The organism is Limnohabitans sp. TEGF004 (genome assembly GCF_027924965.1).
Taxonomy (GTDB): domain Bacteria; phylum Pseudomonadota; class Gammaproteobacteria; order Burkholderiales; family Burkholderiaceae_C; genus Limnohabitans.
In genome coordinates, this window is record NZ_AP027056.1 from 2,449,088 (window position 1) to 2,475,939 (window position 26,852).

Here is a 26,852-nt window from a genome sequence, read left to right on the forward strand (position 1 = left end):
GGTCGAGGGGCTCATAGCCTGCTGGGGGATTACGCATCTCAGCTCTCCAGTTGATGAATCGGTGAGATAACTTTAGGTTTTCACCTCCTTGCGCGAAACACCACCGAGCGCAAATTGGTGTTGCATAAACTGCAAGGCCACTCCATTACCATGCACACATGATTGACTTGAGCTTTGACGATTTGCGGCTGTTTTCACGCGTGTCTGCGCTGGGTACGTTGTCAGCTGTCGCCCGCGAGCGCAATGCACCGGTTAGTCAAATTTCACGCGGACTACAACGCATCGAAGCAGCCTACGGCACGCAGCTGGTGCTTCGAACAACGCACGGTTTATCGCTCACCCCCGAAGGGGAAATTCTGCAAAGCTACGCCATACGCATCTTGGGTGAAGTGGATGCGATGGATGCTGAGTTCGGACAAGTACGCGAAAAAGTTTCGGGCTTGGTACGCGTCAGCATGAGTGCGGTCATTGCTCAGCATTTGCTGGTCGACAGCTTGCCGCTTCTGCACGTTGCTCATCCGAATTTGCGTGTGGACTTTCGCGTGGATGACGCCCTGGTTGATATGGCACGTGATGGCATTGACATCGCCATCCGTACGGGAGAGCCTCACTCTGACACGTTTGTTGTGCGCCGTATCGGCCAACTGACACGACGCCTCTATGCAAGCCCCAACTACATCAAACAACGAAGCATCCCTTTATCTGTGGACGAGTTAAGGCATCACGCCCTAATTGCCAACAGCCAACACGAGCACTTGAATGTGTGGCAATTCAAGAATTCGACACCTATTCACGCCGAAGGTCCTTTCAGTGCAGATAACACCGCCACGGTTGCCTCTATGTGCATCGCAGGCCTAGGCGTTGCACGCATCACCTCGGTCGTTGCAACACCCTTGGTCTTACAGGGGAAACTTGTTGCCATCCTGCCTGAGGAGGTGGACGAGGCACCCATTCCTTTGAGTGCCTTTATGCTCGCCGGGCGCCACCGCCTGCCTAAAATTCGCGCCTGCATTGACCACTGGGCTCAGTGGCTGCACAACACATCACCGACATGCTGAACCGCCGCTTTCTACTCTCACACCCAGCGCACTTCATCGCGCTTGGCGCAGGCTCAGGCTTGTCGCGTTTGGCACCAGGCACAGCAGGCACCTTATGGGCATGGGCCGTGTTTTTGCTCTTGCAAATTTGGCTGACCCCGCTACAAATGGGCGTGCTGATTGCCGCGTCCACGCTGGTCGGTTGGTGGGCTTGCACCATCACCGCACAGCACATGGGCGTGGCTGATCCCGGCGCGATTGTGTGGGACGAGGTGATTGCGTTTTGGTTGGTGCTGTGGCTGGTGACGCCCACGACGTTTTGGGGCCAACTGAGCGCGTTTGTGTTGTTCCGCTACTTTGATGCAGCCAAGCCTGGCCCTGTACGTTGGGCCGACAGCTTGTTCAAAGGGTTTGGTTGGTGCGGAGGCTGGGGCATCATCTTTGATGACTTGGTGGCTGCGTTTTGTACCTTGTTGGTCATCGCCATTTGGAGGTCGCTATGAGTTCACATTCTTTGACAGAGCAACTGGCCGACGTGCTGCAACAACACGGCTGGATGTTGGCCACGGCGGAGAGCTGCACAGGCGGCATGATCGCCGCCAACTGCACTGATTTATCAGGCTCAAGCAATTGGTTTGAACGCGGCTTTGTGACCTACTCCAACGAAGCCAAGCACGACATACTGGGCGTGGACTCGGCCTTGATTGCTGAGCATGGCGCAGTGAGCGAAGCTGTGGCGCAAGCCATGACGCTGGGTGCGATGCGCCGCTCACATGCGCAAGTGACATTGGCCGTTACCGGCGTTGCAGGCCCGACAGGTGGCTCAGTGGATAAACCCGTTGGCACAGTTTGGTTTGCATGGGCGACACCCAGTGATGCGGGCCCCACACTGGGGGCAGAAACAGCATGGGTCAAAACCGAGGTGATGCACTTCAGCGGTGACCGTGCTGCCGTGCGCGAAGCGGCCACACAGCATGCATTAAAAACTTTGCTGGATTTGCTGCAACAGCACTGAAACATGCACGCGCTTCACATGGCGCTTAAAGCGTTGTCGTCTTTTTAAGCAGGCAATGCAGCAGGAAACGCTTTACCCACCGCCACACCCAAGCGCGCCATGCGGTTGCGCATGGTCAACACCGCTTTGTCTTTGCTGATGAGTTGAGTTTGGTGTTGTGCTGCCAAGTCGATGAATTTTTGGTCATCGCCGTCTTTGCACACATAAAGTGCTTTGGCGGCGATAGGCATGAGCTGCACATGTGCATCAAACTGCGCCAAGATATTTTCAGCCGTGAGTTGACTGAACGCCAAGCGCTTGACGATGTGGGTGTAGGCCAACACGCGCTCAAGCTCGTCACGCATGACTTGCGTGGCCAGCCATTGCACCGACTTTGTTTCAAGCGCCTCAAGCAATGCAGGCGTAGCCACATCTTTGTAAAGCCACAGGTCGAGCACGATGTTGGTGTCGAGCACCACACGCACAGGTGCTGCAGTCTCACCCGCAGTCAACGCGACGCTCACGACTGCGCTGGCCCGTTGCCCTCGGTGGGCTGAGCATCATTGGGCTTGTTGCGCATCGAGCCCGCACGCAAGTCAAAGCGGAACATGCGGCACTCAATCGGGCCGTTCCACATGGGTACGCGGCGTGACTCCTTGAAGCGCATGCGGCTTGGCAACTTGAGATCAGGCGTCAACATCCATGCGGTCCAACCTGCATAGTTCTTTTTCCAGTGGCTGGCGAGCTGCGCAAAGAAATCGCCGCCGTCTTCGGTTTGTGCGATGTCGCGTGCGCCAAAGCGCGGCACGTCGTCCCGCAGCATGCCGTTGCTATTTCCACCACCATGCGCTTCGTCATCAAAACCGGCATCGCCGTTTTGATTCACATCTTCGTAGGGCGACACATATTCGGTGGGCGGTGAGTAGCGCGCACGGCGGGCTGCACCCGCAATACCAGCGGCTTCGATACGTTCGCCATAGGGTGGATTAACCAACATCACGCCCGGCACATCGCTGGGGGGCATACGTTGCAATGCGTCACCACCGCGCAACTGCACGGCATGGGCAACGCCACCGCGCTCAGCGTTGCGTTGTGCAAAGTCGACCATACGGAAGGCCACATCACTGCCAAACACTTCGGCACGCGGCTCGCACTCTTTGGCGCGGGCGTTGTCCACCAAGCCGTGCCATACATGCTCTTGGTAGGGAATGAGTTTTTGGAATCCAAATTTGCGCATAGAGCCCGGCGCGATGTTGCAGGCAATTTGCGCCGCTTCAATCGCGATGGTGCCGCTGCCGCAGCATGGGTCATACAGCGGCACACCTTGGGCGACGAGGCCATCGGGGTTGGCGGCGGTGCCATCGCCTTGGCTCCAGCCACTTGCGGCCAACATGGCAGCAGCGAGGGTTTCTTTCAACGGCGCATCGCCTTTGTCAGCGCGCCAGCCGCGTTTAAACAAAGGCTCGCCCGAGGTATCGATGTAGAGCGTGCAGCTCTCTGTGGTCAGGTGGGCGTAGATGCGTGCATCGGGCCACTGCGTGTTGACATCAGGGCGCACGCCAAACTTGTGGCGGAAGCGATCAGCCACCGCATCTTTGATTTTGAGCGCCGCAAAGTTCAGACTCTTCAAAGGGCTGTGCTGCGCGGTGATTTCAATCTTGAAGGTTTCTTTGGGTGAGAACCACAGCTCCCAAGCCACTTCACCCGCAGCGCGGTACAGGTCTTCTTCTTGGCGGTACTGGGTGTGCGACAACTCCACCAACACGCGCTGTGCCAAGCGACTGTGCAGATTGAGCTGCAACACATCGCGCCACGAAGTGCGCACCATCACACCCGCACGAAAGGCGCGAATGTCGTCGTCACCCACACCAGTGATGCGACGCACTTCCTCGGCCAAATAGGATTCGACGCCTGCCGCACAGGGCAAGAAGAGATGTAATTGATTCATAGGATTCTTTAAAGCGCTTTGCGCAGTGTCGTGGGCGCAATACGCAGCGCCTCACGGTATTTGGCCACGGTGCGGCGTGCGCACTCAATGCCTTGCTCTTTGAGCATTTCGGAGAGTTGATTATCCGATAGCGGCTTTTTGGGGTTCTCGCTCGCCACAAATTGCTTGATGAGCGCGCGCACCGCTGTGCTGGATGCGTTGTTGCCGCTGTCGGTCTCTAGCCCCGAGCCAAAGAAATACTTGAGCTCAAACGTGCCAAAGGGCGTGCTCATGTATTTGTTGGTGGTCACGCGGCTGATGGTGGATTCGTGCAACCCCAACTCTTCGGCAATTTCGCGCAGCACCATCGGGCGCATGGCAAGTTCACCGTGGATGAAGAAGTTTTTCTGGCGCTCAGCAATGGCGTTGCTCACGCGCAAGATGGTGTCAAAGCGTTGCTGAATGTTTTTGATGAACCAACGCGCCTCTTGCAAGCGTTGTTGCAAGCCCGCATGGTTGTCGCCCTTGCCGCCTTTGAGGGCGTTGGCATAAATGTCGTGCACGCGCAAACGGGGCATCACATCGGGGTTAAGCGCGACCTTGAATTTAGGCGCGATGGTGGATTTGCCCACGCGGGTCACCAACACATCAGGCACCACCACATGGCGCTCTACATCAGCAAAGCGGCGGCCTGGCTTGGGCTCTAAGCGACCGATCAGGGCAATCGCTACTTTGACGTTGGCTTCGCTGTCACCGACGATGACGGCGAGGCGTTTGAAATCGCGCTTGGCCAACATCTCCATCGGCTGCTTACACATAAGAATTGCCGTGTCGCGAATCTGCAATGCTTCTTCGCCTTTGGGCGTCAGCGCTTTGAGTTGCAGCGTCAAGCACTCGGCCAAATCGCGTGCGCCCACACCTACGGGCTCGAGGCTTTGCAACAGAGACAGAGCCACTTGGAAGCGATGCTCCAGCTCTTCGATTTGCTCTTCGTCGTCCCCGCCCAAACCTTCGGCCAAGCTGCGCAAGGTGTCTTCAAGATAACCATCGTCGTTGAGGTTTTCAATCAAGTAGCGCAGCGCGGCCGTATCGGTGGGGCTGAGGCGCAGCGACAGCGCTTGGCGGTGCAAATGCGAGGTGAGCGACTCTTGCATGCGCGCCAGCTCAGTGGCATCGGCAGTGTCACTGTCAGCGGTGTTGTTGTTATTGCTGGCAGGGGCATCGCCGCCCCACTCGGAATCGTCGGCAGAAAACTCCACACTGCCATCGCCATCCCAACTTTCAGCAATGCCGTCCACGCTGGGTTCGGTATCGCTGGCCGTGTTATCTACGCTGATTTCAGACATGCCGCCGTCCATCGACGGCACTTCGCGCATGGGCTCAACCTCTTCGTCGCGGCTCGGTGTATCGGCTTTGTCGAGGCCAAACTCTTCGCGCGGGGCTTCTTCAAACTCTTTGTCGAGAAACGGGTTCTCGTCGAGCATTTGCTCAATCTCTTGGCTCAGCTCCAACGTCGACAACTGCAACAGTCGGATCGACTGCTGCAACTGGGGCGTGAGCGCCAGATGTTGGGAGACACGGAGTGATAAGCCTTGCTTCATGATCACATTCGGAAATGTTCGCCGAGATACACGCGTCGCACATCCGCGTTCTCGATAATTTCGCGCGGCGTACCCTGCGCCAGCACACGGCCGTCGCTGATGATGCAGGCGTGGTCGCAAATGCCCAGGGTTTCGCGCACGTTGTGGTCAGTGATGAGCACACCCATGCCACGCGCCTTCAAGAAACCAATGATGCGTTGAATTTCAATCACCGCAATCGGGTCAATACCTGCAAACGGCTCATCTAACAAAATGAAGCGGGGGTTGGTCGCCAAAGCACGTGCAATCTCCACGCGACGACGTTCACCGCCCGACAGCGCCACAGAGGGCGAGGCACGCAAGTGGTCTACGCGCAACTCTTGCAACAGAGACGTCAAACGTTTTTCAATCTCGTCATGTTGCAGCGGCTTGCCGTTTTCGTCGCGTTGCAACTCCAGCACCGCGCGCACGTTGTCTTCCACATTCAGCTTGCGAAAGATGGAGGCTTCTTGCGGCAAATAACTCAAACCCAAACGCGAGCGGCGGTGAATCGGCAAATGCGCCACGGGCTGACCATCAATCGTGATGCTGCCACCATCCGCACGCACCAAACCCACGATCATGTAGAACGAGGTCGTCTTGCCTGCGCCGTTGGGGCCCAGCAATCCCACCACTTCGCCTTTTTTCACCGAGATGGACACGTCGTGCACCACCTTGCGGCTGCCATAAGACTTTTGCAAATGACGTGCTTCTAAGCGACTCTCCGTCGTGTCAACAGGGTGTGCAGGTGAAAGCGTTTCGATCACGGTTTTTTATCCAATGCTTTGCTGCGCGGTGACAAGACGGCTTTCACGCGACCACTGCTGGCCTTGCCACCTTCTTCGCGCCCCTGACCGTCAATGGTGAACACATCGGTCAGGTTTTCATAAATGATGAGCTTGCCGGTCATCGTGTCGTTCAACACAGCGCCACGGTAGCGACGCACTTCGGCTTGGTCGATGAGTTTGATGCGATCCGCCTTGCCATCGAACTCGATGCGTGAGGCTTCGCCTTCCATGAATTCATCGTTGCCTTCACGTTTTTGACGAAAGAAAGCACGCTTGTTCGCTTCGGGAAGGATGACGCCAAATTGATAACCATCGGCGTCTTCGCGCATTTCAATGCGGGTACCGCGCATGACCATGGTGCCTCGGGTCAACACAGCGCGCCCCGTGAAGATGCTGACTTGGTTCAGCTCGTCGTGCACCAAATGATCGGCCTCAATGTTGGTGGGTTTCTCACGGTCTGCTTTTTCTGCGGACGCCGCTACCGGCACGATGGCCATCAGTAACGTGAGTAAGAAAGAAGCAAATGAAGTCAAGGCACGAATATTGCTCGTTAAGTTGATGGCATTCTAACCATCAAGATAGCAATTTCCGTGCTGACTTGGCAGGCGTTAGCGGCCGCGGCGCACTTCGCCAATCAAATACTCGGCAACCTGCAAGGCACGATCCATGGTTTGGGTCAATGAGCCGTCTGTGTAAAAACGACCAGCCACGCCTAAAGCGGGCACGCCTTGAACCTTGAACGCCTCTTGCAACTGAGTCGCACGACGTGCCTTGGTGGCCACGCCAAAGCTGTTGAAGGTGTCAAGGAACTTCTTCTCAGGTAAACCATTTTTATTGGCCCAAGCCGCCAATGCGGGTGCTGTATTGAGCTGCTGACGCTCGGTATGAATGGCGTGAAACAACTTGCCGTGCATGGCGTCAACCATGTTGAGCGACTCAAACACGTAGTACGCACGTTGTTGCGCCTCAAAGTCGTCACGGAAACGCACAGGCACACGCACCACCACCACATCTTTGGGCGCCGCCTTGACCCAAGCAGCAAACTGAGGCTCAAAAGAATTGCAGTGCGGGCAGCTGTACCAAAAGAACTCGATCAACTCAATCTTGCCTGCACCCACATCGGTGGGCACACGCTTGTCGAGCGACAAATAGTCAGTGCCTTCGACAGGCTTTTTAGCCGCAGGGCCTTGGGCTTGTGCAGCCAAAGGCAAACCAGTCACAGTAGCGGCACTGATGGCAGCCAAAGAAAAATCACGTCGTTTCATAGGTTGACCTCTTGGTGTTTAACGTTGCACCCGCACCATGGCGGAATCAATATGCGCAGCTTCGAGTTTGGCGCGCACGCGTTCGGCTTCGACTTTGTCGAGTGGGCCCACACGCACTCGGTAAACCGTACGACCGCCTTGGTCACGCTCGCTGATTTTGGCGTCTAAGCCCAGCAATGCGGTCTTGGCGCGTTGTGCTTGGGCTTCTTCATTGCTGCGGTAAGCACCGGCTTGAACGAAGTAAATGAACGGATCTGCAATGGCTGCTTTAGCCTCAGCGGTGGGTTCAGCAGCTTTGGGCTCAGGCGCTTTGGTTTCTGCGGGCTTGGCCTCAGGTGTTTTCACCTCAGGCTTGGCTTTGGCCTCTGGTTTAGGCTCGGCGGTTTTCGACTTGACCAAATCACCCAAAGGGTCTGCGCTCTTAGGATCGACTTTGACCGCAGCGTCTGGCTTAGGTTCAGTCTTCGGCTCGTCGGTTTTGTCGCCTGACTTGCTGCCCTTCTTGCCATACAACGGCGCGTTCGGGTCCCAGTCTTTGTTCTTTTCAGCTTCCGCTGCATCTTGGTCGGCAGAGCGCGTTTGGCCTTTGTTCATGAACGGCATCGGTACTTTGGTCACATACACCGCGACGCCCAAGGCCACGGCCAGGCCCACCACCAAACCAATGATGAAGCCCACCAAAGTGCTCCCGCGTTGCTGATTCATGCTCAAAGTCTCCCGTCCCATTACATGCTGGCGGGGGCTGACACGCCCAACACCGCCAAGCCATTGTGCAGCACCTGTGCGGTGGCAGCCACCAGCGCCAAACGCGCTTTTTTGACCGCTTCGTCGTCCACCAAAATGCGCTCGGCATCGTAGTAGCTGTGGTAACTAGCCGCGAGGTCGCGCAAGTAGAAAGTCACGTCGTGTGGCGCAAAGTCGGCCGATGCTGCGCTGAGCATGGCGGGGTACTTGGCCAGTTGCAGCATGAGGGCTTGGGCTTGCGGGCTTTCCAGCGCAGACAAGTCCACATCTTTGAGAGTCGCCACATCGCCGCCGTCTTTGTCAGCCCATGCACGCAGCACCGAACAAATGCGGGCGTGGGCGTATTGCACGTAGTACACGGGGTTGTCGTTGTTCTTTTGCACGGCCAAGTCCACGTCGAAGGTGTACTCGGTGTCGGGCTTGCGGCTCAGCAAGAAGAAGCGCACCGCGTCTTTGCTGGTCCACTCAATCAAATCGCGCAATGTCACGTAGCTGCCGGCGCGCTTAGAAATTTTCACTTCTTCGCCACCGCGCATCACGCGCACCATGGTGTGCAACACGTAGTCGGGGTAGCCCTCGGGAATGCCCACATTGGCCGCTTGCAAACCTGCGCGAACGCGGGCAATCGTGCCGTGGTGGTCTGTGCCTTGGATGTTGACCACCTTGGCAAAACCACGCTCCCACTTGGTGATGTGGTAGGCCACGTCCGGCACAAAGTAGGTGTACGTGCCGTCCGTCTTTTTCATCACACGGTCTTTGTCGTCACCGTAGTCGGTGGACTTGAGCCACAACGCGCCGTCTTGCTCGTAGGTCTTGCCAGCGGCTTGCAAACGGCTCACCGCATCGGCTACTTTGCCGCTGGTGTACAGACTGCTTTCGAGGTAGTAGTTGTCGAACTTGACGTCAAAGGCTTTCAAGTCGAGGTCTTGCTCATGGCGCAGGTAGGCCACGGCAAATTCGCGCATGCCGTCGACATCGCTCACATCGCCGCTGGCGGTGAATTCGCGGTCGTCGGACTTGACAGTTTTGCCCGCCAAGAAATCGGTGGCGATGTCTTGAATGTAGTCGCCGTTGTAGAACGCTTTGCTATCTGGGTTCTCGGGGTCTATAGGCCAGCTGACATCGCCGGGCTTGATGCCTTGGGCGCGGAAGTGCGTGCTCTTGGCCAAGGTGTTGATTTGCACGCCCGCGTCGTTGTAATAAAACTCGCGGTAGACGTTGAAGCCTTGCGTGGCAAACAAATTACAAATCGCATCGCCCAGCGCCGCTTGGCGACCGTGGCCTACGTGCAGCGGGCCGGTGGGGTTGGCAGACACAAACTCGACCAACACGCGTTGGCCGTTGTCGGCTTGGAATCCAAAACAATCTTTGGCGGCCAACACCTCACGCACGATTTGTTGCTTGGCAGCGGGCTTCAAGCGGATGTTGATGAAGCCGGGGCCAGCGATTTCGATGTCTTGCACCCACTGTTGGTAAACGGGAGCAGCCAACAGCGCGTCGCGCAGTTGTTCGCCGAGCTGACGGGGGTTGAGCTTGAGGGGCTTGGCCAGCTGCATGGCCGCAGTGATGGCGTAGTCGCCATGCGCGGCGACCTTGGGAGATTCAAAAGCGGCCTTGTTGCCGGAACCGGGCAACAAACCGTCGAGGGCTTGGCCTAAAGCGGCCAGCAGTTCTTGTTTAACTTGGAGCATGGCTAGATTTTACGGGGCGCGCCTGTGCTTAAGGGGATTGGGTGTTTTTTTTGGCATGATCTACCTATGCGCGACGCCCATACCCTCACCCCCATCGACCGTTTCCAATACACCCCCACTTTGTCGTGCGTCATGCCCGCTTACAACGAGGGCAAAAACTTAGGCACGCTGGTGCCTCAAGTGCTGCAAGCTTTGCAAGCACTGGGTTCGCAGGTCGAGATCGTGTTGATCAACGACGGCAGCCGTGATGACACAGCACAGGTGATACAAACCTTGTGTGCAGCGCACCGCGAAGTGGTGGGCATCAACCTGTCGCGCAACTTTGGCAAAGAAGCAGCACTGACGGCAGGCATTGATGCCGCGCGTGGCGAAGTGGTGGTGCTGATGGACTCTGACGGCCAGCACCCTGTGTCGCTGGTGGCCGAGATGGTTCAGCGTTGGCGCGAAGGTTCGGACGTGGTGTACGCGATTCGCCGCACGCGCGACGACCAGTCAGCTTTGCATGCAGGCCTGACGGGCATGTTTTACAAACTCATCAACGCGGGCAACCGCGTGAAGATCCCAGCCCACGCGGGTGACTTCCGCCTCATGGACCGCCGCGTGGTCGAAGCCTTGAAGCAGCTGCCCGAGCGCAACCGTTTCATGAAGGGCTTGTACGCGTGGGTGGGTTTTGCCAGCACCGCCATTGATTACGAACCTTTGCCCCGCGCCGCTGGCGAGAGCAGCTTTGGTTTGCGCGGCTCGTTTGCGTTGGCACTGACGGGCGTATTGGCTTTCTCGATTGCGCCTCTGCGCGCCCTGACCATCACAGGCTTGATGTTGGCCATGTTGGCCATGGGCTATGGCGCCTGGGTGGTGGCCGAGTATTTCTGGTGGGGGATTGATGTGCCAGGCTACGCCACATTGGTGGTGGGCATGATGTTTTTCAGCGGCATTCAATTGCTGTCGATTGGCGTTCTCGCCGAATATGTGGGCCGCATCTACGAGGAAGTGAAACAGCGCCCCATGTATTTGGTCAGCCACCGCTGGGGCTCGGGCCTAGGTATCGCGCCTGTGAAGACCGTGGCGCCTGCGGTGATCGACAACGATCCACCACACCCCGTCTGAACCATGCGTACTGGATTTTGGTTCTTGGTGGTGGGCGGCACAGCCGCCGCCGTACACATGGCTGTGTTCATACTGGCATCGCCCTACCTGTGGCCTGAAGTGGCCAATGCCGCAGGCTTTTGCGTGGCATTTGTGGTGAGCTTTGCTGGCCACCGCTTTTTGAGTTTCAGCGATGCAGACACCGATCTGTGGCAAAGCTTTCGGCGCTTTGCGGCCACAGCGTTGGCGGGCTTTGCGGCCAACGAGCTGATGTTCATCGCGCTGCTGCGCGGGCTAAATTTACCCGATTGGTTGGCTTTATTTTTTGCGCTGGTGTTTGCATCCGCGCAAACTTTTTTGCTCAGTCGATTCTGGGCGTTCAAACGCAAGGCTTGATCGGTACAAGCTCCACGCTTGACCTGTCGCAATAAGGGTGAAGCCTTCATGCGCTTGTGCATTGAGAACGGCTGACGCATTGGGCGCAACCACCCATGCATGCGGCTCTTGTTTCAACGCTTGCAAGCGCGCCATGGGCACCAAACTACGCGCAGCGCTGGCATCAAATTCAGCCCCTTCAAACAATTCACGCCGCCAGTTGTCACCTGCCGTTTGGCGCAAGGTGTCCCAGTCTTGAATGACTTCTAAGGGGCGGGTGAGCTGCGCGTAGAACGGTAAGTCGTATGGGTAATCATCGACTGCGGCCACCACATCCGTCGACTGCGCGGCACATGCCAACACCTCGGCCACATCGCGTGTGCCACGTTGCTCGGTGTAGCGGCTAGCGCTCACCTGCGCCACGATGGCCAAGCCCAAATTCACAACCACCAAGGCGCCAAACATAAATCGCCCCCAGTGGCGTGGCGCCACATGTTGCTGCCACCACAACGCGGCCAGAACGGCAAGCGCAGGCATGACAGGCAAGGCATAACCAATCAGTTTGGAATTGGGAATGGAGAAGAAACCAAGAATGGCAACGATCCAAATCCAACACAAAGCCACCCAGCGTGCATCCACATGAGCTGCGCCCAAATCATGCGCACCTGAGCGCAACATCCGTATGGCTGCAGTGCGCAATCGTTGCACCCCGTCTGCAGCCACCACAAACACCCAAGGGAACATCAGCACCGTGATGGCCAAGCCATAAAACCACCAAGGCCTACCGTTGTTGAACGTGGTGGCGGTGTAACGACCAAACTGATGCTTGCCAAACATGTAGGCCAACATGTCTGGGTGTTCGCGGGCTGCCAACACAAACCATGGCAACGCAATGATGGCAAACAACAACAAGCCACTCACCCAAGGCAAGACCAAAATTTTTCGCCATTGCCAGGTGTAAGCAATCCAAACAAAGAGCACCAAACCGGGCAGCAGCAAACCAATCAGTCCTTTGCTCAAGACGCCCAGTGCACACGCCACAAACCCCCAGCGAGCCCAGCCGGCGTGCACGCCGGCGTCGTGCATGAAGGCGCGCGCGAAACACCAAATAGCCACACCCATCCACGTCGCCACCATCATGTCGTGGTTCACGTATTGGCCACCCACGAGAAACGCCAAGCTGCTGCCAAACATCCATGCAGCACGTTGTGCCACCTTGGCACCAGCGATGTGGCGCGTACACACCCACATCAGCCCCAACATCAAACACGCATGCACAGCCACCACCAAGCGCGCAGCCCAAGGCGTAGCGCCCAGCACGCTCATCACAGCGGCTTCCAGCCAATACAGCAGCGGCGGTTTGTGAAAGAACGGAATGCCGTCTAGTCTTGGCGTGAGCCAGTCACCACTCATCGCCATCCAGCGCCCAACTTCGGCGTAGCGCCCCTCATCGGGCAAGGCCAACGGACGAAGCGCAGCCAACACCAGCAAGAACAAGGGCAGCAACACCCAACCCCAAATACGCCAGCGGGGAGATGCAAAAAATGATGAGGTCATTGGGTGATCAAGCTTCTATAGGTTTGCCGCTGCCACGCACCAGGCGCACGCTGGCATCAAACATGTGCTGCACAAAATCGTGGCCAGCAAGGTAAGCAAATTCGCGTTTGCGCGCGTTACCAATCGCGTCATCCGCTTGTGCAGACACTGCAGGGTGGCACATGATGACGGCGCGTTTGTCTTGGGGCAAATTAGCCAGCCAGCCTTGCATGTGGCGCGCGTAGTCGTCCATGCTGCCGTCAAAACCATACGCGCCCAACAACGGGCCAACCGTGGGCCAGTTCTGCTGCGTCGCCCACTGCTGCAAGCCATGCGCGCCCATGGCTGAAATCACCTTGGCTTTGAGGCCAGGCTGCGCCACTTGCGACACACGCAACCACGGACGCTTCGCTGAATTGCCATATCGGCGCATGAGCACCTCTGCCAAGGCATGTCGAAACACAGCAAACTGTTGCACATGCTGATGGCCATCGATGTGGTCTGGCTCCGCTTGCCAATGCACCTCGAACGCATCGAGCTGACGCTCAATTTCATCTTCAATCAATTTGGGGCTATACAAGCGCAGCGCCGCACGCGCCATGACCGTGCCCAAGCCACTGCCATGCCCAGCGTCCACCGCAAAACTGCTGGTCCAATCCAAATGCACGCCCACATCCAAGCGCTCGCGCACATCACGCAAGGCCACCACGTCTTCCGCCCAACGGGGTGAGAGGCTCATCACGCTGGTGGCACTCAAGCGACCGAGCACCGCCAAAGCAACGATGCCTTGCGACACTGGCGCATTCAGCGCGTAGTCATCGGCGCACAGGACGACTTCTTTGATTTGATGTTGCGTCATGCAGCAGCACTCCAGTAGTTGGCATGACCGTAGTGGTCTTTGAGAAAATCAATCCACAAACGCAAGCGCAGGGGCAAGTGTTTGCGCTGCGAGAACACCGCATAAATTCCGTTGGGAGGTGCGGCGAATTCTTCCAGCACCGGCACCAATTGCCCACTGTTGATTTCTGTTTCGACTTCCCACGTGCTGCGCCATGCAATGCCGTGGCCTGCCAAACACCAGTCGTGCAGAACTTGACCGTCTGAGCAATCCATCGGGCCACTGGGGCGCAGGTGAATCACCTCATGTGTTTGGCCTTCATGGCCTTTGCCATTGACGGGCACGCGAAATGCCCAGCCGCGTGTTTGCGAAGCATCGCTGGAGAGCGTCAAGCAACGAAAACGCATCAAATCACTCGGCACTTTGGGTGTGCCGTAGCGTTTCAAGAATTCAGGCGTGGCCACGCACAAGCGGCGGTTGTCGGCCATGCGCACACTCACCAACGACGAGTCGGGCAAATCGCCCACGCGCACCGCGCAGTCAAAACCTTCGGCGGCCAAATCGACCACGCGGTCGCTCAGGTTGAGTGACACCGTCACATCGGGATGCATGCTGTGAAACTTGGGCACCAAAGGCGCGACATGGCGACGACCAAACCCCGCGGGCGCCGTGATGCGCAAGTGCCCGCTGGCTTTGAGGCCGCCCGCACTGACGCTCGCTTCGGCATTGGCCACATCGGCCAGCAAGCGTTGACAGTCTTCGAGGAATGCCGTGCCTTCGTGTGTGAGCGTGATGCGTCGCGTGGTGCGCACCAAGAGCTTGACGCCCAAGTGCGCTTCTAAGCTATCCAAGCGACGCCCCATGATGGCGGGTGCCACGCCCTCGGCTTTGGCCGCAGCGGTCAAGCTGCCCTTCAAGGCTACCGACACAAAAGACTCAAAGGCTTTGAGTTTGTCCATGCACCAATTATCCACGGGCGTGAAAACACGCCACCCACCTAAAATCCACCGCATGAATACCCAAGCGCCTACGCATCGCCCCAGCCGAATCACCCGCGCGATTGCGCTGTTAGAGCACCTCGCCCCCGCATGGTTTGCCATGGTCATGGGTTGGTGTGGTTTGTCACTCGCTTGGTTGCGTGCCACCGATGTGTTTGGCGACACGGCTCTGGGCTTAGGGTTGGTGGGCTCTCTTTTTGCGTTGTTTGTATTTGTTTTGCTGTGCATTTCATGCGTGGTGCGTTTGACGTTTCATCCCAACGCCGTGGCCGCTGACATGCGCCACCCCGTGCGTCACGCCTTCATGGCCACCCTGCCGTTGTCCATCATGCTGTTGGCTGGCATTGGCGTGTCTTTATTTTGGAACACCTCACGCACACTGGATACGCTGCTCACATTTGCGTGGGTGTTGGGCTCAGTGTTAGAGCTGGCAGCTTCTGTGTGGGTGATGGCGCGTTGGCTCAACACGCCTGACAACGGTGGTTTGCAATGGGCGGCTTTCACGCCCGTGTTTTTCATTCCCGTCATTGGCAACGTGTTGGCACCGCTCGCGGGCGTGACCATCGGTCTTGAGTCTTGGGCCACTGCTCAGTTTGGCATTGGTCTGTTGTTATGGCCGGTGCTGCAAACCATGCTCCTCATTCGCATGGTGCAAGCTGGCCCACTGGCTGCGCGCCTGAGCCCCAGCATCTTCATCACCATGGTGGCACCATCGATCATCGGTTTGTGTTTCTTGCAATTTGATGCACCGCTGAGCTTGGCGTGGGGCTCATGGGGCATTGGTCTGTTTTTCTTAGCCCTATCGCTCACGCAAATTCACACCATTCTTGAACAGCCTTTTGGTTTGCCACATTGGGCCATGAGCTTTCCGATGGCAGCCTTCACCACACTCAGCTTGCGCATGTCGCAAGAGCCAGGTGGCGCATGGTTAGAGTTGCCCGCCACTTTGTTGTTGGCTGTCACGTCCTTGTTAATTTTGGGGTTGACCCTAGGCACGTGGCGCGGCTTGCGTCATGGCCACTTGCTGGTGCCAGACAAGTAAAGCGCGTCCGCCCACACGATTACCACCCTATTTGTCACGACAGCCCAAAAGCTGGCGATGCAATCGACCCAACGCAATCCAATAAGATTCGCCCTGATTCCCGTTTTTGATTTATCCAGAGAGACTTCACCATGAGCCAAGACACCACCAAACGCACTGCTGTGCACAGCTTGCAAGTTGCCACCAACCTGCACAAATTCATCGAGACCAAAGTGTTGCCCGACACCGGCGTGAGCAGCGATAAATTCTGGAAAGGTTTCGACGCCATCGTGAAAGACTTGGCGCCTAAGAATGTCGCCCTGTTGGCAGAGCGTGACCGCCTGCAAACCGAGATGGACGCATGGCATAGCGCCAACCCTGGCCCCATCAAAAACATGAAGGCCTATCGCAAGTTCTTGGAAAAAATTGGCTACCTCGTGCCTCAACCCGAGAAGGTGAAGGCCACCACCAAAAACGTCGATGCTGAATTGGCCTTGCAAGCTGGCCCACAACTTGTGGTGCCTGTGCTCAATGCACGTTACGCACTGAACGCCGCCAACGCACGTTGGGGGTCTTTGTATGACGCGTTGTACGGCACTGACGCTTTGCCAGAAACACACGGCTGCGAAAAAGCCGGCGCATACAACCCCAAGCGCGGCGCAAAGGTTATTCAATACGCACGCTTTGTGCTGGACCGTACCGTGCCATTGAAGAGTGGCTCTCACGTTGACTCCACCGGCTACGCTGTGGTGAACGGTGAATTGGTTGTCACCCTCAAGGGCGGCAAAACCACCAAGCTGGCCAAGGCTGCTCAGTTTGTGGGCTTCCAAGGCAAGATGGCTGAGCCTTCATCTGTGCTGTTCGTGCACAACGGTTTGCACCTCGACTTGCAAATCAACCGCAGCACACCCATCGGCGCCACCGACCCAGCTGGCGTGAGCGACCTGATTGTGGAAGCCGCGTTGTCTACCATCCTCGATTTGGAAGACTCCGTGGCAGTTGTCGATGCCGATGACAAAGTGGTGGCCTACAGCAATTGGTTGGGCATCGTCAAAGGTACCTTGACCGAAACCGTTGAAAAAGGCGGCAAGACCTTCACACGTGGTTTGAATGCCGACCGCGAATACAAAGGCAAAGACGGCCAACCCGTCAAATTGCACGGTCGCTCATTGCTGTTCCTTCGTAACGTGGGCCACTTGATGACCAACCCCGCCATTCTTTACAAAGGTAAAGACGGCGCGATGCACGAAATTCCAGAAGGCATCATGGATGCTGTGGTGACCACCACCATCGCTTTGCACGACCTGCAAGGCCACGGCAAAAAAGGCATTCGCAACTCGCGCACGGGCTCTGTGTACATCGTCAAACCCAAAATGCACGGCCCCACCGAAGTGGCTTTTGCCTGCGAATTGTTTGGTCGCGTCGAGAAGGTTTTGGGCTTGGCTGACAGCACCGTCAAGCTGGGCATCATGGACGAAGAGCGTCGCACCAGCGTGAACTTGAAAGCCTGTATCGCCGCAGCGGCCAGCCGCGTGGCGTTCATCAACACCGGCTTCTTGGACCGTACTGGCGACGAAATGCACACCGCCATGCAAGCTGGCCCCATGTTGCGCAAAGGCGATATGAAAACCAGCGCATGGATCCAAGCCTACGAAAAGAACAACGTGTTGGCTGGCTTGTCATGCGGCTTGCGCGGCAAGGCGCAAATCGGCAAAGGCATGTGGGCCATGCCCGATTTGATGGCCGAGATGTTGAAACAAAAAATTGGTCACCCCAAAGCGGGCGCCAACACCGCATGGGTGCCAAGCCCCACCGCGGCTGTGTTGCACGCCATGCATTACCACCAAGTCAAAGTGGTCGACGTGCAAAAAGAGTTGGAAAAGGTCAACTACAACAAGGTGCGTGACAGCCTCTTGAACGACTTGCTGCAAGTGCCTGTGACCGCCAACCCCAACTGGAAGCCTGCTGAGAAGCAACAAGAGTTGGACAACAACGTGCAAGGCATCTTGGGCTATGTGGTGCGTTGGGTGGACCAAGGCGTGGGCTGCTCCAAAGTGCCAGACATCCACAACGTCGGCCTGATGGAAGACCGCGCCACGCTGCGTATTTCTAGCCAACACATCGCCAACTGGTTGCACCACGGCGTGGTGACACCAGCTGAAGTGAAAGACACCTTCAAGCGTATGGCCTCCGTAGTGGACAAGCAAAACGCTGGCGACAAGCTGTACCAAAAAATGGCGGGCCGCTTTGCCAAAGCGCCTGCTTACCAAGCTGCCCTCGACTTGGTGTTCAAAGGCAAAGAGCAGCCCAGCGGCTACACCGAGCCTTTGTTGCACGCATGGCGCTTGAAGGTGAAAGCCGGAACGGTTTAATTAAAGCCGGAACGGTTTAATCAAAACCAGCACAGCTGTCATTACCGACAGTGACTCACAACAAAAGCGGCTTCTTAGGAAGCCGCTTTTGTTTGGCAGGGCCACTATGATTCAGCTCATTGAACTTCTTTTGAAAGCACACACATGACCAACAACTTCATCAGCACGCTGATTCGCTTTGCACTGCGCACCGTCATTGGCTTGGTGTTGACTGTCGTCATCGGTCTGGGCTTGTATTTGGTATTCGCTTACCACTTCACCTACTCCAAAGGCGAGAGCGTGGGTTTTGTACAAAAGCTCTCTTACAAAGGCTGGATTTGCAAAACATGGGAAGGCGAACAAATTCGTGCCTTGGCCACATTGCCCGCTATTCCAGAAAAATTTGCATTCACCGTCCGTGACGATGCAGTGGCTGACCAGATCAACAAACAGATTGGTCAAAAAGTGGTGGTGGAATACGAACAACACAAAGGCCTACCCGGCTGCTTTGGCGAGACGGAATACTTCATCACCAAGGTCACGCCCGCGCCTGGCGAGTAAGCCGCTTCAATGCAGGGTTAAGGCGCTGGTGTTCGCGTGGGCAGCGGGTACACCAGCTGCTGCAAATGACGCACGTTTTTGTTCACTTGCACCCACCATTTGCTGAACGAGTCCATGGGCTTGTCGAGTTGACGGAACAAGCGCGGCGCAGGCCGCAATTGCACCTTGCTCTCAGCAAGGTCTGGCAAACACAAATGCCCTACGGTTTGCACACTTTGCGCATGAGCCAAAGCCTGCAACACATCTTTTGCTGAAGCAAACCAACGGTGCGGCGTGAGTACCGCCATGCGTTCACCCACAAAGTTCCAGCGCAACGCATTCCACGGATGCGCTTGCGCGTGCTCTGCAAATGCCACGGCCACGCACACCACGTCCGCCGGTAAATCTTTTGGCAAATCCGCCAACACCCACGGATGCACCAGCCACACATGTTTACCCGCCACATCGCTGGCCACAGGGTGTGTAAAGCCGAGTTCTGCAGGCGGCTCGGCGAACACCTGGGGCTCATCCCAAGCCAATTCGTTTTTACGAACTTGCGCCACCGTAGCAGCGCTGTTGGCCAAGATGTCCATCAACTCGTAGCTCACATCAATCGATGTGCCACGGCTGTGCCAAATTTCAGGTGCAAATTTTTCAACGGTATCGGCGTTGAACAAATAAGGTTTGCTGCTGCCGGTTGCCGCCACCCATTGCCAGCTGAGGTAGTTGCTGGCCAAGTCACCGTCCAGCAAATGGCTGTACATCCAATCTGCTGCGACACGCCAATGCACCTTGCGCAAGTGCACGATGTAGCTGGCCACCCACAAGCGTGCATGGTTGTGCAAATAGCCCGTGGTGTAGAGCATGCGAATCGCGTTGTCGATGACGGGCACGCGGGTGCACGCGTGGCGCACGTCTTCGGGCAACTCGGTGCTGTACTCAGCTTCAGGCAATACGCCTTCGCGCAAAGAATGCGCAATACCTTCGCCCAAATGGTGGTGCATGTGCTGAAAGTACTCGCGCCAACCCAGCTCGTAAATCAGCTTGTGTTGCACGCCCACGCGGTACTGGTGGTACATGGCGCTGGCCACATCGGGCACGCTTAAAAATCCATGCGTGAGGTACGGCGACAAATGCGTGACCGCACCATCCAAAGCGTTGCGTGTGTGCGCATAGTCTTTGGGGCTGACGTGGTCAAGCCGCAACTGGGCGGCTTCTGGCGTGGGCGGAAATTCGTACATAAGATTTTTTGCGATTGTGCCTTGTTCGCTTCGCTACACTTTGGGGCATGCCCAGCCAAATGCCCGCCCCCATTGACGCTTGCGCTTGTCCCTTGTGCGGCAAGCCCAACCAATGTGCGATGGAAGTCGCCAAAATCAGCGGGCAACCCGTGGCTAAGTGCTGGTGTGTCAACGTGTCTTTTCCGCCCGAGTTGCTGGCAAAGGTCCCCGTTGCATCCCAACGCAAGGCTTGTATTTGCCAAGCCTGCGCCACGAAAGACGCACATGGCTGAACGCGGCTCACTGGCCGATTTGCAAAGCCGCTACGGCACACGCCACCGCTGGCTGATGCTGACCACGGTGATGATTGGCTCGATGGCCGCCATCATGTCGTCCACCATCATGAACGTCGGCATTCCCGACATGAGCATGCAGTTCGGTATTGGCCAAGAATCGGCGCAATGGGTGAGCTCGAGCTTCATGGTGGCGATGACCGTGTCCATGCTCACCACGCCTTGGCTGTTGGCGCGATTTGGCTACCGCACCACCTACATGGGTTGCATGTGGGTGCTGCTCATCGCTGGCATTGCAGGCGGACTCTCGACGGACTACAACTGGGTGCTGGCCGCGCGCGTGATTGAAGGCTTGGCGGCTGGCGTGGTGCAACCCATTCCCGCCATCATCATCTTGCGTGCGTTTGACACGTCTGAACAAGGACGTGCCAACAGCTTCTTTGGCATGGGTGTGGTGCTGGCACCAGCGCTCGGCCCCAGCATCGGCGGCTTGTTGGTGGACTGGATGAGTTGGCGCGCGCTGTTCTTCATGGTGGTGCCGTTTTGCACAATTTCGATGTGGATGGCCATGCGCTATGTCCCCACCACAGCACCTGGCGGCGTGAGCGCCAACCACGGCAAACCCTCGCTCGATTTGGGCGGCCTCGCACTCGCCACGGTGGGCACCTTGTGCTTGCTCAATGGCTTGGTGATGTTGCACAGCGGCAATGTGACGGCCGCTCTTAGCTTGATGGGTGCCGCGGCGTTGTGCACCGTGGGTTTTGTGATGTGGCAACGTGTGCAAACTCAAAACGATGGCAAGCCGCTGATGAACTTGGCATTGTTTGCCCATCGCCCATTTGCCATGGGCACCACCGTGGCCTTCATCTACGGCATTGCGATGTTTGGCTCTACCTATTTGTTGCCTTTGTATTTGCAGCTGGGTTTGGGTTTGTCGCCTAGCTATGTGGGCACCTTGCTGCTGCCTTCGGGTTTATTGTTGGCCCTCACGATTGCCATCGTGGGTCGTTACTCCAGCACGCACCCCACGCACTTGATGGTGAGTTTTGGTTTGGTGTTGTTGGCGCTTTCATTCGCTCTCATGCTCACCGTGAATTTGCAAACCGGTTTGTGGGTGCTGGTGGTGTTCGCGATTTTGGGTCGCGTGGGCTTGGGCTTTATCTTGCCATCGCTCAACATCGGCGCCATGCGAGGCATGGACGGCAGCTTGATTCCTCAGGGGGCCAGCGTCATCAATTTTTTACGTATGCTGGGCGGTGCTGCAGGCGTGAGCTTGTGCGGTATTCTGTTGGAGTGGCGATTGGCTGTGCACGGTGATTCGCTCACCAACGCCAAGACATCGGCCATGCGCTTGGCGGCTTTTGACGAAGTGTTTTTGATGCTCGCCTTGGTTTGCATGTTGGCACTCTTAGCGGCGTGGCGCATTCGCCAACACACCCATTGATTTTGAATTGAAACGCCATGTGCCAACTGCTCGGACTCAACTGCAAAAACCCCACCGATGCGACGTTTAGCTTCAGTGGTTTTGCCCAACGCGCAGGTGTGACTGACCACCATGCCGATGGCTGGGGCATCGCTTTTTTTGAAGGCTCAGAACAAGACCGCGGTTTACGCCACTTCATCGATCACCTGCCCGCCAGCACCTCACCCGTAGCTGAGCTGATTCGCAAGTACCCCATCAAAAGCCGCAATGTCATTTCGCACATCCGCAAGGCCACGCAAGGCGTGGTGTCGCTGGAAAACTGCCACCCCTTTGTGCGAGAGTTGTGGGGACGCTATTGGGTGTTTGCACACAACGGCAATTTAGAAAACTACGCACCACGCTTACACGGCAGCTTCAAACCTGTGGGGCACACCGACAGCGAACGCGCGTTTTGCTGGTTGATGCAAGAGATGGCCAAATCACACGCGAATGTGCCGTCGATTGACGAACTCACACTGACTTTGAAAGAGTTGGTGCCGCAAATTGCGAAGCACGGCACGTTCAATTTTTTGTTATCAAACGGCCAAGCACTGTGGGCACATGCCTCCACCAATCTTTGCTACATCGAGCGCAAGCACCCATTTGCAACAGCCACCTTGAGCGACCAAGACATGAGCATTAACTTTGCTGAACACGCGTCACCGGATGACCGAGTGGCTGTTGTTGTCACTGCGCCTTTGACAACTAACGAGGTTTGGACACCGTTTGCACCGGGGGAGTTGAAGGTGTTTGTGGATGGGCAGCTGCGCGCTTGATCTCTTGCCCTGTCCTTCTGCCACTCTTTAACTCGCACGCAACGGTGTAAGCCACAGCAAATACCGCTAACCGTGCTCAGACCGAACGAGCAGCTTGCTCAAGCGCGTCAATGAACATCGCCGCCACATCGAAGCCGGTCTGGTCAAAGATTTCTTGAAAGCACGTGGGGCTGGTGACATTCACCTCGGTGAGGCAGTCCCCGATCACATCCAAACCGACCAACAACAAACCACGCTTGAAGAGAATGGGCCCAAGGGCTTCGGCGATTTCTTGGTCACGTGCAGAGATGGCTTGCGCCACGCCTTTGCCACCTGCAGCCAAGTTGCCACGCACTTCGCCGCCTTGCGGGATACGCGCCAAGCAATAAGGCACAACCTTGCCGCCGATGACGAGCACGCGCTTGTCGCCTTTGTCGATGGCGGGAATGAATTTTTGCACCATGACGGTTTGCGCGCCATCGCGGTTGAGCGTTTCGGTGATGGCACCGAGGTTCAAGCCATCGTCCTTCACGCGGAAGATGCCCATGCCGCCCATGCCATCGAGTGGCTTCAAGATGATGTCGCGGTGCTGCGCGTGAAAGGCGCGAATAGCATCGGCGCTGCGCGTCACCAGCGTGGGGCTGATGAACTGCTCGAACTCCAGAATGGCCAACTTTTCTGGATGGTCGCGCAAAGCCGCAGGCTTGTTGAACACCTTGGCGCCTTCGCGCTCCGCTTGCTCTAGCAAGTGCGTAGCGTAGAAATACTCGCTGTCAAACGGCGGGTCTTTGCGCATGACGATGGCATCGGCACTTTTAAGCGCGTAGTGCGCGTCCACGCTTTGCACGTCAAACCAATGCTCGGCGTCCCCCGTCAAACGCACCAGCTGCACGCGTGCCGACACTTGCTGACCGCTTTGCCACACGATGTCTTGCGGCTCGCAGGCCAGCACTTGGTGGCCGCGACGCTGCGCCTCACGCATCATCGCAAACGTGGTGTCCTTGTAAATCTTGAAGGACGACAGCGGGTCTGCGACGAAAAGGATGTGCATGGGTTTTAGATTTCGATTTTGCTGCCCAGCTCCACCACGGAGTTGCTAGGCAAGTTCAAGAAGTCGGCAGCAGAGCTGGCATTGAGGTGCATTTGTGCAAACAGTTTTTCACGCCAAGCCGACATGCCGCTGCCCACGGTGGGCACGATGCTGTCACGCGACAAGAAGTAGCTGGTGGTCATGGGGCTGACTTCACAGCCCATGCCGTTGAGATGACTCAAAGCGCCTGGCACATCAGGATCATCTTTGAAGCCATAGTGAATCACCACCTGCCAGCATTCGTTGCCAACCGCTGTAATTTCAAGGCGCTCTTTTTCTTCAATCCAAGGCACTTCATGGTTTTGCACGTTCACAAACAAGTTTTGTTTGTGCAGCACTTTGTTGTGCTTCAAGTTATGCAGCATGGCGTTAGGCACCGCGCCTTTGCCAGACGTCAAGAACACCGCCGTGCCCTCCACGCGCGTGGGAGGCGACAAGAAAACGGCCTCTAAGAAGCTCGTCAAATCCAATGCATCTTCTTTGCGTTTCTCGTAAAGAATGCCGCGGCCATCACGCCACGTGAGCATCAGCATCATGATGACGGATGCGATCAACAAGGGGAACCAACCACCGTCAAATAACTTCAACAAGTTAGATGCCCAAAAAGCCAAATCCACCACAAAGAAAAAGCCTGTGGCAGCTAAACACCACCAGAAGGGGTATTTCCAACCGTAGTGAATCACAAAGAAGGTCAACACAGTGGTGATGAGCATGTCTGTACACACCGCAATGCCGTAGGCCGCTGCCAAATTGCTGGACGACTTGAACATCATCACTGCCAACACGATGACGGCAAATAAGCCCCAGTTCACGAACGGGATATAAATTTGCCCTGTGTCTTTGACACTGGTGTGGAGGACTTGTAAGCGTGGCAGAAATCCCATTTGCACCACTTGTTTGGTCACACTGAATGCGCCAGAAATCAAAGCCTGAGAAGCAATCACCGTCGCCGCTGTCGCCAACCCAACCAAAGGCACGAGCAACCAATCAGGAGCCATATTGAAGAAGGGGTTGGCCACCGCCGTAGGATCGCTCAACAACAAAGCACCTTGGCCAAAATAGTTCAGCGTTAACGCCGGCATCACGACGAAGAACCAGGCGATGCGAATGGGCTTCTTTCCAAAGTGCCCCATGTCGGCATACAAAGCCTCGCCACCCGTCACACACAACACCACCGCACCCAAAATCAGGAAAGTGATACTGGGCTCGTTGACCATGAACATCACAGCGTAGTGTGGGCTGATCGCCCACAAAATTTCTGGATGAGAAGCAATGTGGTACACCCCCAAAGCAGAAATAGCGGCAAACCACACGACTGTGATCGGGCCGAAGAATTTACCAATACCACTGGTGCCTCGCTTTTGCACGGCGAAGAGGCCAAACAAAATGATGATCGTGATTGGAATCACATACTTCTTAAAAGCGGGTGACACCACCTCCAAACCTTCGACCGCGGACAGCACCGAAATGGCTGGCGTGATCACACCGTCACCATAAAACAAACAGGTGCCGAAGATACCCACGATCAACATGCGCTGACGCAACACGGGTCGGTCTTTCACGGCCATTGAAGCCAAGGCCAGCATGGCCACCAAACCACCTTCACCGTGGTTGTCCGCACGCAGCACCAAGGCCACATACTTGATAGACACGATGACGGTCAGAGTCCAAAAGAAAATGGACAAGATGCCATAGATGTTGTCAGGCGTGAACTCGACGTGCCCCGAGCCAAACACCTCTTTCATCGCATACAGCACGCTGGTACCGATGTCGCCATAAACGACGCCAATCGCGCCCAAGGTGAGCGCCGCGAGCGACGATTTGCCGTGTTGATCCATGACTAACCTCAGTCGTAAATTTCTGCTTCGGGATCGGTGGCTTCGAGCTCATAGCTCGCAGCCAACATGGCCAAACGACCAATGACGCCATACATGTAAAAGCGGTTGGGGGTGCTCGCACCGGGCTTCATGCCAGGCTGCGGTGTGTGCGCGCTTTGCTCGAAAGCCAGCGGTACAAAACTCGCACCGGGTGCGTTCAAGTTTTCGTCCACGCCACGGTCAGCATGCACGCGGTAGAAGCCGCCCACCACATAGCGGTCCATCATGTAGACCACGGGTTCAGCCACAGCATCGTTTAAGCGCTCATGCGTGAGCACGCCTTCTTGGATGATGACTTGGCTCACCTCTTGACCGTCTTTGACCACGCTCATTTTGTTGCGGGTCTTGCGGTTGAGTGCATCGAGGTCTTTGACATCGCGCACGGTCATGATGCCCATGCCGTAAGTGCCGTTGTCGGCTTTGACGATGACGAATGGTTTTTCGTTGATGCCGTACTCTTTGTATTTGCGCTTGATCTTGGTGAGCAAGGCGTCCACATTGGTTTGCAAGCACTCCATGCCTGTGCCTTCGGCAAAGTTCACTTCGCCGCACTGGTTGAACATGGGGTTAATCAACCATGGATCAATGCCCAGCAGCTTGCCAAAGCGCTTGGCCACTTCTTCGTAGCACTCAAAGTGTTTGCTCTTTCGGCGCACGCTCCAACCCGCATGCAATGGTGGCAGTAGATGTTGCTCGTGCAAGTCTTCCAAGATGCCAGGAATGCCAGCGCTCAAATCGTTGTTGAGCAAGATGGTGCAAGGGTCGAAGTCTTTGAGCCCCAAGCGGTGCTTGCCACGAATCACTGGCTCCAACGTGACGCTGTCGCCATTGGGTAAATCAATGGTGGTGTTCTCTTTGATCTCGGGATTGATCGATCCCACGCGCACATTCAACCCTGCCATGTGGAAGATGCGCTGCAGCTGCGCCACGTTCGACAAGTAGAAGGTGTTGCGTGTGTGGTTCTCTGGAATCAACAACAGGTTACGGGCTTCAGGGCAGATTTTTTCAATCGCGGCCATGGCGGCTTGCACCGCGAGGGGCAGCATCTCAGGCGTGAGGTTGTTCCAGCCGCCGGGGTAGAGGTTGGTGTCGACTGGTGCAAGCTTGAAACCTGCATTGCGAATGTCCACCGAGCTGTAGAACGGCGGCGTGTGCTCCATCCATTCCAAACGAAACCAGCGCTCGATGGCGGGCATGGAATCGAGGATGCGTTGTTCAAGCTCGTTGATGGGGCCGTTGAGGGCGGTGATGAGGTGAGGAACCATGGTGTCCTTGGTAGGTGGAGGCTAATTCTAGGCCTTCACCGCAGGCAAATAAGTTGCCTTTGTTTAGAGGACTCAAACGG

Annotated in this window: 26 protein-coding genes; 11 read left to right on the forward strand and 15 right to left on the reverse strand. The window is 56.5% G+C overall.

Going from position 1 to position 26,852, the window contains the following annotated elements; translation table 11 throughout:
- Window positions 1-158: 158 nt before the first annotated feature.
- From LINBF2_RS12010 to LINBF2_RS12020, 3 genes are read left to right on the forward strand one after another with little or no spacing between them, the layout of a single operon-like run.
- The gene (locus LINBF2_RS12010; RefSeq protein WP_281889170.1) at window positions 159-1,058 is read left to right on the forward strand and encodes a LysR family transcriptional regulator; all 900 of its coding nucleotides are present in this window, start codon (window positions 159-161) and stop codon (window positions 1,056-1,058) included.
- A complete protein-coding gene (locus LINBF2_RS12015; RefSeq protein ID WP_281891335.1) occupies window positions 1,052-1,540 on the forward strand; it encodes a phosphatidylglycerophosphatase A in 489 nt (162 codons plus the stop codon). The genes LINBF2_RS12010 and LINBF2_RS12015 overlap by 7 nt, the downstream gene beginning before the upstream one ends.
- Window positions 1,537-2,052, forward strand: a complete 516-nt coding sequence (locus LINBF2_RS12020; protein WP_281889172.1) for a CinA family protein — start codon at window positions 1,537-1,539, stop codon at window positions 2,050-2,052. The genes LINBF2_RS12015 and LINBF2_RS12020 overlap by 4 nt, the downstream gene beginning before the upstream one ends.
- A 44-nt stretch (window positions 2,053-2,096) precedes the next feature.
- Here the strand turns inward: LINBF2_RS12020 and LINBF2_RS12025 are convergent, their stop codons facing one another.
- The 8 genes from LINBF2_RS12025 to argS all read right to left on the reverse strand — a co-directional run bounded on the left by LINBF2_RS12025 (window position 2,097) and on the right by argS (window position 10,065).
- Window positions 2,097-2,555, reverse strand: a complete 459-nt coding sequence (locus LINBF2_RS12025) for a putative toxin-antitoxin system toxin component, PIN family (protein WP_104800497.1) — start codon at window positions 2,553-2,555, stop codon at window positions 2,097-2,099.
- Window positions 2,552-3,979, reverse strand: coding sequence for a THUMP domain-containing protein (locus LINBF2_RS12030; protein ID WP_281889174.1), 1,428 nt, complete (start codon window positions 3,977-3,979; stop codon window positions 2,552-2,554). The genes LINBF2_RS12025 and LINBF2_RS12030 overlap by 4 nt, the downstream gene beginning before the upstream one ends.
- A gap of 8 nt (window positions 3,980-3,987) precedes the next feature.
- Complete coding sequence (locus tag LINBF2_RS12035) at window positions 3,988-5,559, reverse strand: RNA polymerase factor sigma-54 (protein ID WP_281889175.1); 1,572 nt, start codon at window positions 5,557-5,559, stop codon at window positions 3,988-3,990.
- Window positions 5,560-5,561: 2 nt separating this feature from the next.
- Complete coding sequence (lptB, locus tag LINBF2_RS12040; protein WP_104800494.1) at window positions 5,562-6,344, reverse strand: LPS export ABC transporter ATP-binding protein; 783 nt, start codon at window positions 6,342-6,344, stop codon at window positions 5,562-5,564.
- On the reverse strand, window positions 6,341-6,898 hold the full coding sequence (gene lptA / locus LINBF2_RS12045) for a lipopolysaccharide transport periplasmic protein LptA (protein WP_348773708.1): 558 nt from the start codon (window positions 6,896-6,898) through the stop codon (window positions 6,341-6,343). Before lptA ends, lptB begins: the two co-directional genes overlap by 4 nt.
- Before the next feature lie 75 nt (window positions 6,899-6,973).
- Entirely contained in the window at window positions 6,974-7,630 is a 657-nt protein-coding gene (locus LINBF2_RS12050) for a thiol:disulfide interchange protein DsbA/DsbL (RefSeq protein WP_281889177.1), read from the reverse strand.
- Between the two features lie 18 nt (window positions 7,631-7,648).
- Entirely contained in the window at window positions 7,649-8,335 is a 687-nt protein-coding gene (locus LINBF2_RS12055; protein ID WP_281889179.1) for an SPOR domain-containing protein, read from the reverse strand.
- Window positions 8,336-8,355: 20 nt separating this feature from the next.
- A complete protein-coding gene (argS, locus tag LINBF2_RS12060) occupies window positions 8,356-10,065 on the reverse strand; it encodes an arginine--tRNA ligase (protein WP_281889180.1) in 1,710 nt (569 codons plus the stop codon).
- Between the two features lie 66 nt (window positions 10,066-10,131).
- On the opposite strand from argS, the gene LINBF2_RS12065 reads away from it, so the two are divergent.
- Together LINBF2_RS12065 and LINBF2_RS12070 are read left to right on the forward strand one after the other, a co-directional pair.
- Window positions 10,132-11,172, forward strand: a complete 1,041-nt coding sequence (locus LINBF2_RS12065; protein ID WP_281889182.1) for a glycosyltransferase family 2 protein — start codon at window positions 10,132-10,134, stop codon at window positions 11,170-11,172.
- 3 nt (window positions 11,173-11,175) lie between these two features.
- The gene (locus LINBF2_RS12070) at window positions 11,176-11,547 is read left to right on the forward strand and encodes a GtrA family protein (protein WP_281889183.1); all 372 of its coding nucleotides are present in this window, start codon (window positions 11,176-11,178) and stop codon (window positions 11,545-11,547) included.
- Here the strand turns inward: LINBF2_RS12070 and LINBF2_RS12075 are convergent.
- The 3 genes from LINBF2_RS12075 to LINBF2_RS12085 are packed head-to-tail and all read right to left on the reverse strand — an operon-like array spanning window position 11,470 to window position 14,859.
- On the reverse strand, window positions 11,470-13,083 hold the full coding sequence (locus LINBF2_RS12075; RefSeq protein ID WP_281889185.1) for a glycosyltransferase family 39 protein: 1,614 nt from the start codon (window positions 13,081-13,083) through the stop codon (window positions 11,470-11,472). The genes LINBF2_RS12070 and LINBF2_RS12075 overlap by 78 nt on opposite strands.
- A 7-nt stretch (window positions 13,084-13,090) precedes the next feature.
- Window positions 13,091-13,921 carry a ChbG/HpnK family deacetylase gene (locus tag LINBF2_RS12080; RefSeq protein ID WP_281889186.1) on the reverse strand — a complete coding sequence of 277 codons (831 nt, stop codon included), beginning with the start codon at window positions 13,919-13,921 and terminating at the stop codon, window positions 13,091-13,093.
- Complete coding sequence (locus tag LINBF2_RS12085) at window positions 13,918-14,859, reverse strand: LysR family transcriptional regulator (protein ID WP_281889188.1); 942 nt, start codon at window positions 14,857-14,859, stop codon at window positions 13,918-13,920. Before LINBF2_RS12085 ends, LINBF2_RS12080 begins: the two co-directional genes overlap by 4 nt.
- On the opposite strand from LINBF2_RS12085, the gene LINBF2_RS12090 reads away from it, so the two are divergent.
- The 3 genes from LINBF2_RS12090 (at window position 14,858) to LINBF2_RS12100 (ending at window position 18,831) form a co-directional block, all read left to right on the forward strand.
- Window positions 14,858-15,940, forward strand: a complete 1,083-nt coding sequence (locus LINBF2_RS12090; protein ID WP_281889189.1) for an SLAC1 anion channel family protein — start codon at window positions 14,858-14,860, stop codon at window positions 15,938-15,940. The genes LINBF2_RS12085 and LINBF2_RS12090 overlap by 2 nt on opposite strands.
- Window positions 15,941-16,071: 131 nt before the next feature.
- The gene (locus tag LINBF2_RS12095) at window positions 16,072-18,291 is read left to right on the forward strand and encodes a malate synthase G (protein ID WP_281889191.1); all 2,220 of its coding nucleotides are present in this window, start codon (window positions 16,072-16,074) and stop codon (window positions 18,289-18,291) included.
- 144 nt (window positions 18,292-18,435) lie between these two features.
- A complete protein-coding gene (locus LINBF2_RS12100; RefSeq protein WP_281889192.1) occupies window positions 18,436-18,831 on the forward strand; it encodes a hypothetical protein in 396 nt (131 codons plus the stop codon).
- 17 nt (window positions 18,832-18,848) lie between these two features.
- On the opposite strand, the gene LINBF2_RS12105 is transcribed toward LINBF2_RS12100, so the two are convergent.
- Complete coding sequence (locus LINBF2_RS12105; protein WP_281889194.1) at window positions 18,849-20,051, reverse strand: FAD-binding domain-containing protein; 1,203 nt, start codon at window positions 20,049-20,051, stop codon at window positions 18,849-18,851.
- A 47-nt stretch (window positions 20,052-20,098) separates the two neighbouring features.
- Between LINBF2_RS12105 and LINBF2_RS12110 the strand changes: the two genes are divergently transcribed.
- Genes LINBF2_RS12110 through LINBF2_RS12120 form a run of 3 tightly spaced genes read left to right on the forward strand, consistent with a single transcriptional unit; the run spans window position 20,099 to window position 22,561 of the window.
- Complete coding sequence (locus tag LINBF2_RS12110; RefSeq protein WP_281889195.1) at window positions 20,099-20,323, forward strand: cysteine-rich CWC family protein; 225 nt, start codon at window positions 20,099-20,101, stop codon at window positions 20,321-20,323.
- The gene (locus LINBF2_RS12115) at window positions 20,316-21,767 is read left to right on the forward strand and encodes an MFS transporter (protein ID WP_281889196.1); all 1,452 of its coding nucleotides are present in this window, start codon (window positions 20,316-20,318) and stop codon (window positions 21,765-21,767) included. The genes LINBF2_RS12110 and LINBF2_RS12115 overlap by 8 nt, the downstream gene beginning before the upstream one ends.
- A 17-nt stretch (window positions 21,768-21,784) precedes the next feature.
- Window positions 21,785-22,561 carry a class II glutamine amidotransferase gene (locus tag LINBF2_RS12120; protein ID WP_281889198.1) on the forward strand — a complete coding sequence of 259 codons (777 nt, stop codon included), beginning with the start codon at window positions 21,785-21,787 and terminating at the stop codon, window positions 22,559-22,561.
- 76 nt (window positions 22,562-22,637) lie between these two features.
- Here the strand turns inward: LINBF2_RS12120 and gshB are convergent, their stop codons facing one another.
- The 3 genes from gshB to gshA are packed head-to-tail and all read right to left on the reverse strand — an operon-like array spanning window position 22,638 to window position 26,772.
- A complete protein-coding gene (gshB, locus tag LINBF2_RS12125; protein ID WP_281889199.1) occupies window positions 22,638-23,591 on the reverse strand; it encodes a glutathione synthase in 954 nt (317 codons plus the stop codon).
- Between the two features lie 5 nt (window positions 23,592-23,596).
- Window positions 23,597-25,468, reverse strand: a complete 1,872-nt coding sequence (locus LINBF2_RS12130) for a potassium transporter Kup (protein ID WP_281889201.1) — start codon at window positions 25,466-25,468, stop codon at window positions 23,597-23,599.
- Between the two features lie 8 nt (window positions 25,469-25,476).
- Window positions 25,477-26,772: a glutamate--cysteine ligase gene (gene gshA / locus LINBF2_RS12135; protein ID WP_281889202.1), complete on the reverse strand. Its 1,296-nt coding sequence runs from the start codon at window positions 26,770-26,772 to the stop codon at window positions 25,477-25,479.
- Window positions 26,773-26,852 lie beyond the last annotated feature (80 nt).

Bases quoted from the DNA above. Each gene is read 5' to 3' on its own strand.
- LINBF2_RS12010 (WP_281889170.1), top strand. From the start codon at position 159: ATGATTGACTTGAGCTTTGACGATTTGCGGCTGTTTTCACGCGTGTCT.
- LINBF2_RS12015 (WP_281891335.1), top strand. From the start codon at position 1,052: ATGCTGAACCGCCGCTTTCTACTCTCACACCCAGCGCACTTCATCGCG.
- LINBF2_RS12020 (WP_281889172.1), top strand. From the start codon at position 1,537: ATGAGTTCACATTCTTTGACAGAGCAACTGGCCGACGTGCTGCAACAA.
- LINBF2_RS12030 (WP_281889174.1), bottom strand. From the start codon at position 3,979: ATGAATCAATTACATCTCTTCTTGCCCTGTGCGGCAGGCGTCGAATCC.
- LINBF2_RS12035 (WP_281889175.1), bottom strand. From the start codon at position 5,559: ATGAAGCAAGGCTTATCACTCCGTGTCTCCCAACATCTGGCGCTCACG.
- LINBF2_RS12050 (WP_281889177.1), bottom strand. From the start codon at position 7,630: ATGAAACGACGTGATTTTTCTTTGGCTGCCATCAGTGCCGCTACTGTG.
- LINBF2_RS12055 (WP_281889179.1), bottom strand. From the start codon at position 8,335: ATGAATCAGCAACGCGGGAGCACTTTGGTGGGCTTCATCATTGGTTTG.
- argS (WP_281889180.1), bottom strand. From the start codon at position 10,065: ATGCTCCAAGTTAAACAAGAACTGCTGGCCGCTTTAGGCCAAGCCCTC.
- LINBF2_RS12065 (WP_281889182.1), top strand. From the start codon at position 10,132: ATGCGCGACGCCCATACCCTCACCCCCATCGACCGTTTCCAATACACC.
- LINBF2_RS12070 (WP_281889183.1), top strand. From the start codon at position 11,176: ATGCGTACTGGATTTTGGTTCTTGGTGGTGGGCGGCACAGCCGCCGCC.
- LINBF2_RS12075 (WP_281889185.1), bottom strand. From the start codon at position 13,083: ATGACCTCATCATTTTTTGCATCTCCCCGCTGGCGTATTTGGGGTTGG.
- LINBF2_RS12080 (WP_281889186.1), bottom strand. From the start codon at position 13,921: ATGACGCAACATCAAATCAAAGAAGTCGTCCTGTGCGCCGATGACTAC.
- LINBF2_RS12090 (WP_281889189.1), top strand. From the start codon at position 14,858: ATGCACCAATTATCCACGGGCGTGAAAACACGCCACCCACCTAAAATC.
- LINBF2_RS12085 (WP_281889188.1), bottom strand. From the start codon at position 14,859: ATGGACAAACTCAAAGCCTTTGAGTCTTTTGTGTCGGTAGCCTTGAAG.
- LINBF2_RS12095 (WP_281889191.1), top strand. From the start codon at position 16,072: ATGAGCCAAGACACCACCAAACGCACTGCTGTGCACAGCTTGCAAGTT.
- LINBF2_RS12100 (WP_281889192.1), top strand. From the start codon at position 18,436: ATGACCAACAACTTCATCAGCACGCTGATTCGCTTTGCACTGCGCACC.
- LINBF2_RS12105 (WP_281889194.1), bottom strand. From the start codon at position 20,051: ATGTACGAATTTCCGCCCACGCCAGAAGCCGCCCAGTTGCGGCTTGAC.
- LINBF2_RS12110 (WP_281889195.1), top strand. From the start codon at position 20,099: ATGCCCAGCCAAATGCCCGCCCCCATTGACGCTTGCGCTTGTCCCTTG.
- LINBF2_RS12115 (WP_281889196.1), top strand. From the start codon at position 20,316: ATGGCTGAACGCGGCTCACTGGCCGATTTGCAAAGCCGCTACGGCACA.
- LINBF2_RS12120 (WP_281889198.1), top strand. From the start codon at position 21,785: ATGTGCCAACTGCTCGGACTCAACTGCAAAAACCCCACCGATGCGACG.
- gshB (WP_281889199.1), bottom strand. From the start codon at position 23,591: ATGCACATCCTTTTCGTCGCAGACCCGCTGTCGTCCTTCAAGATTTAC.
- LINBF2_RS12130 (WP_281889201.1), bottom strand. From the start codon at position 25,468: ATGGATCAACACGGCAAATCGTCGCTCGCGGCGCTCACCTTGGGCGCG.
- gshA (WP_281889202.1), bottom strand. From the start codon at position 26,772: ATGGTTCCTCACCTCATCACCGCCCTCAACGGCCCCATCAACGAGCTT.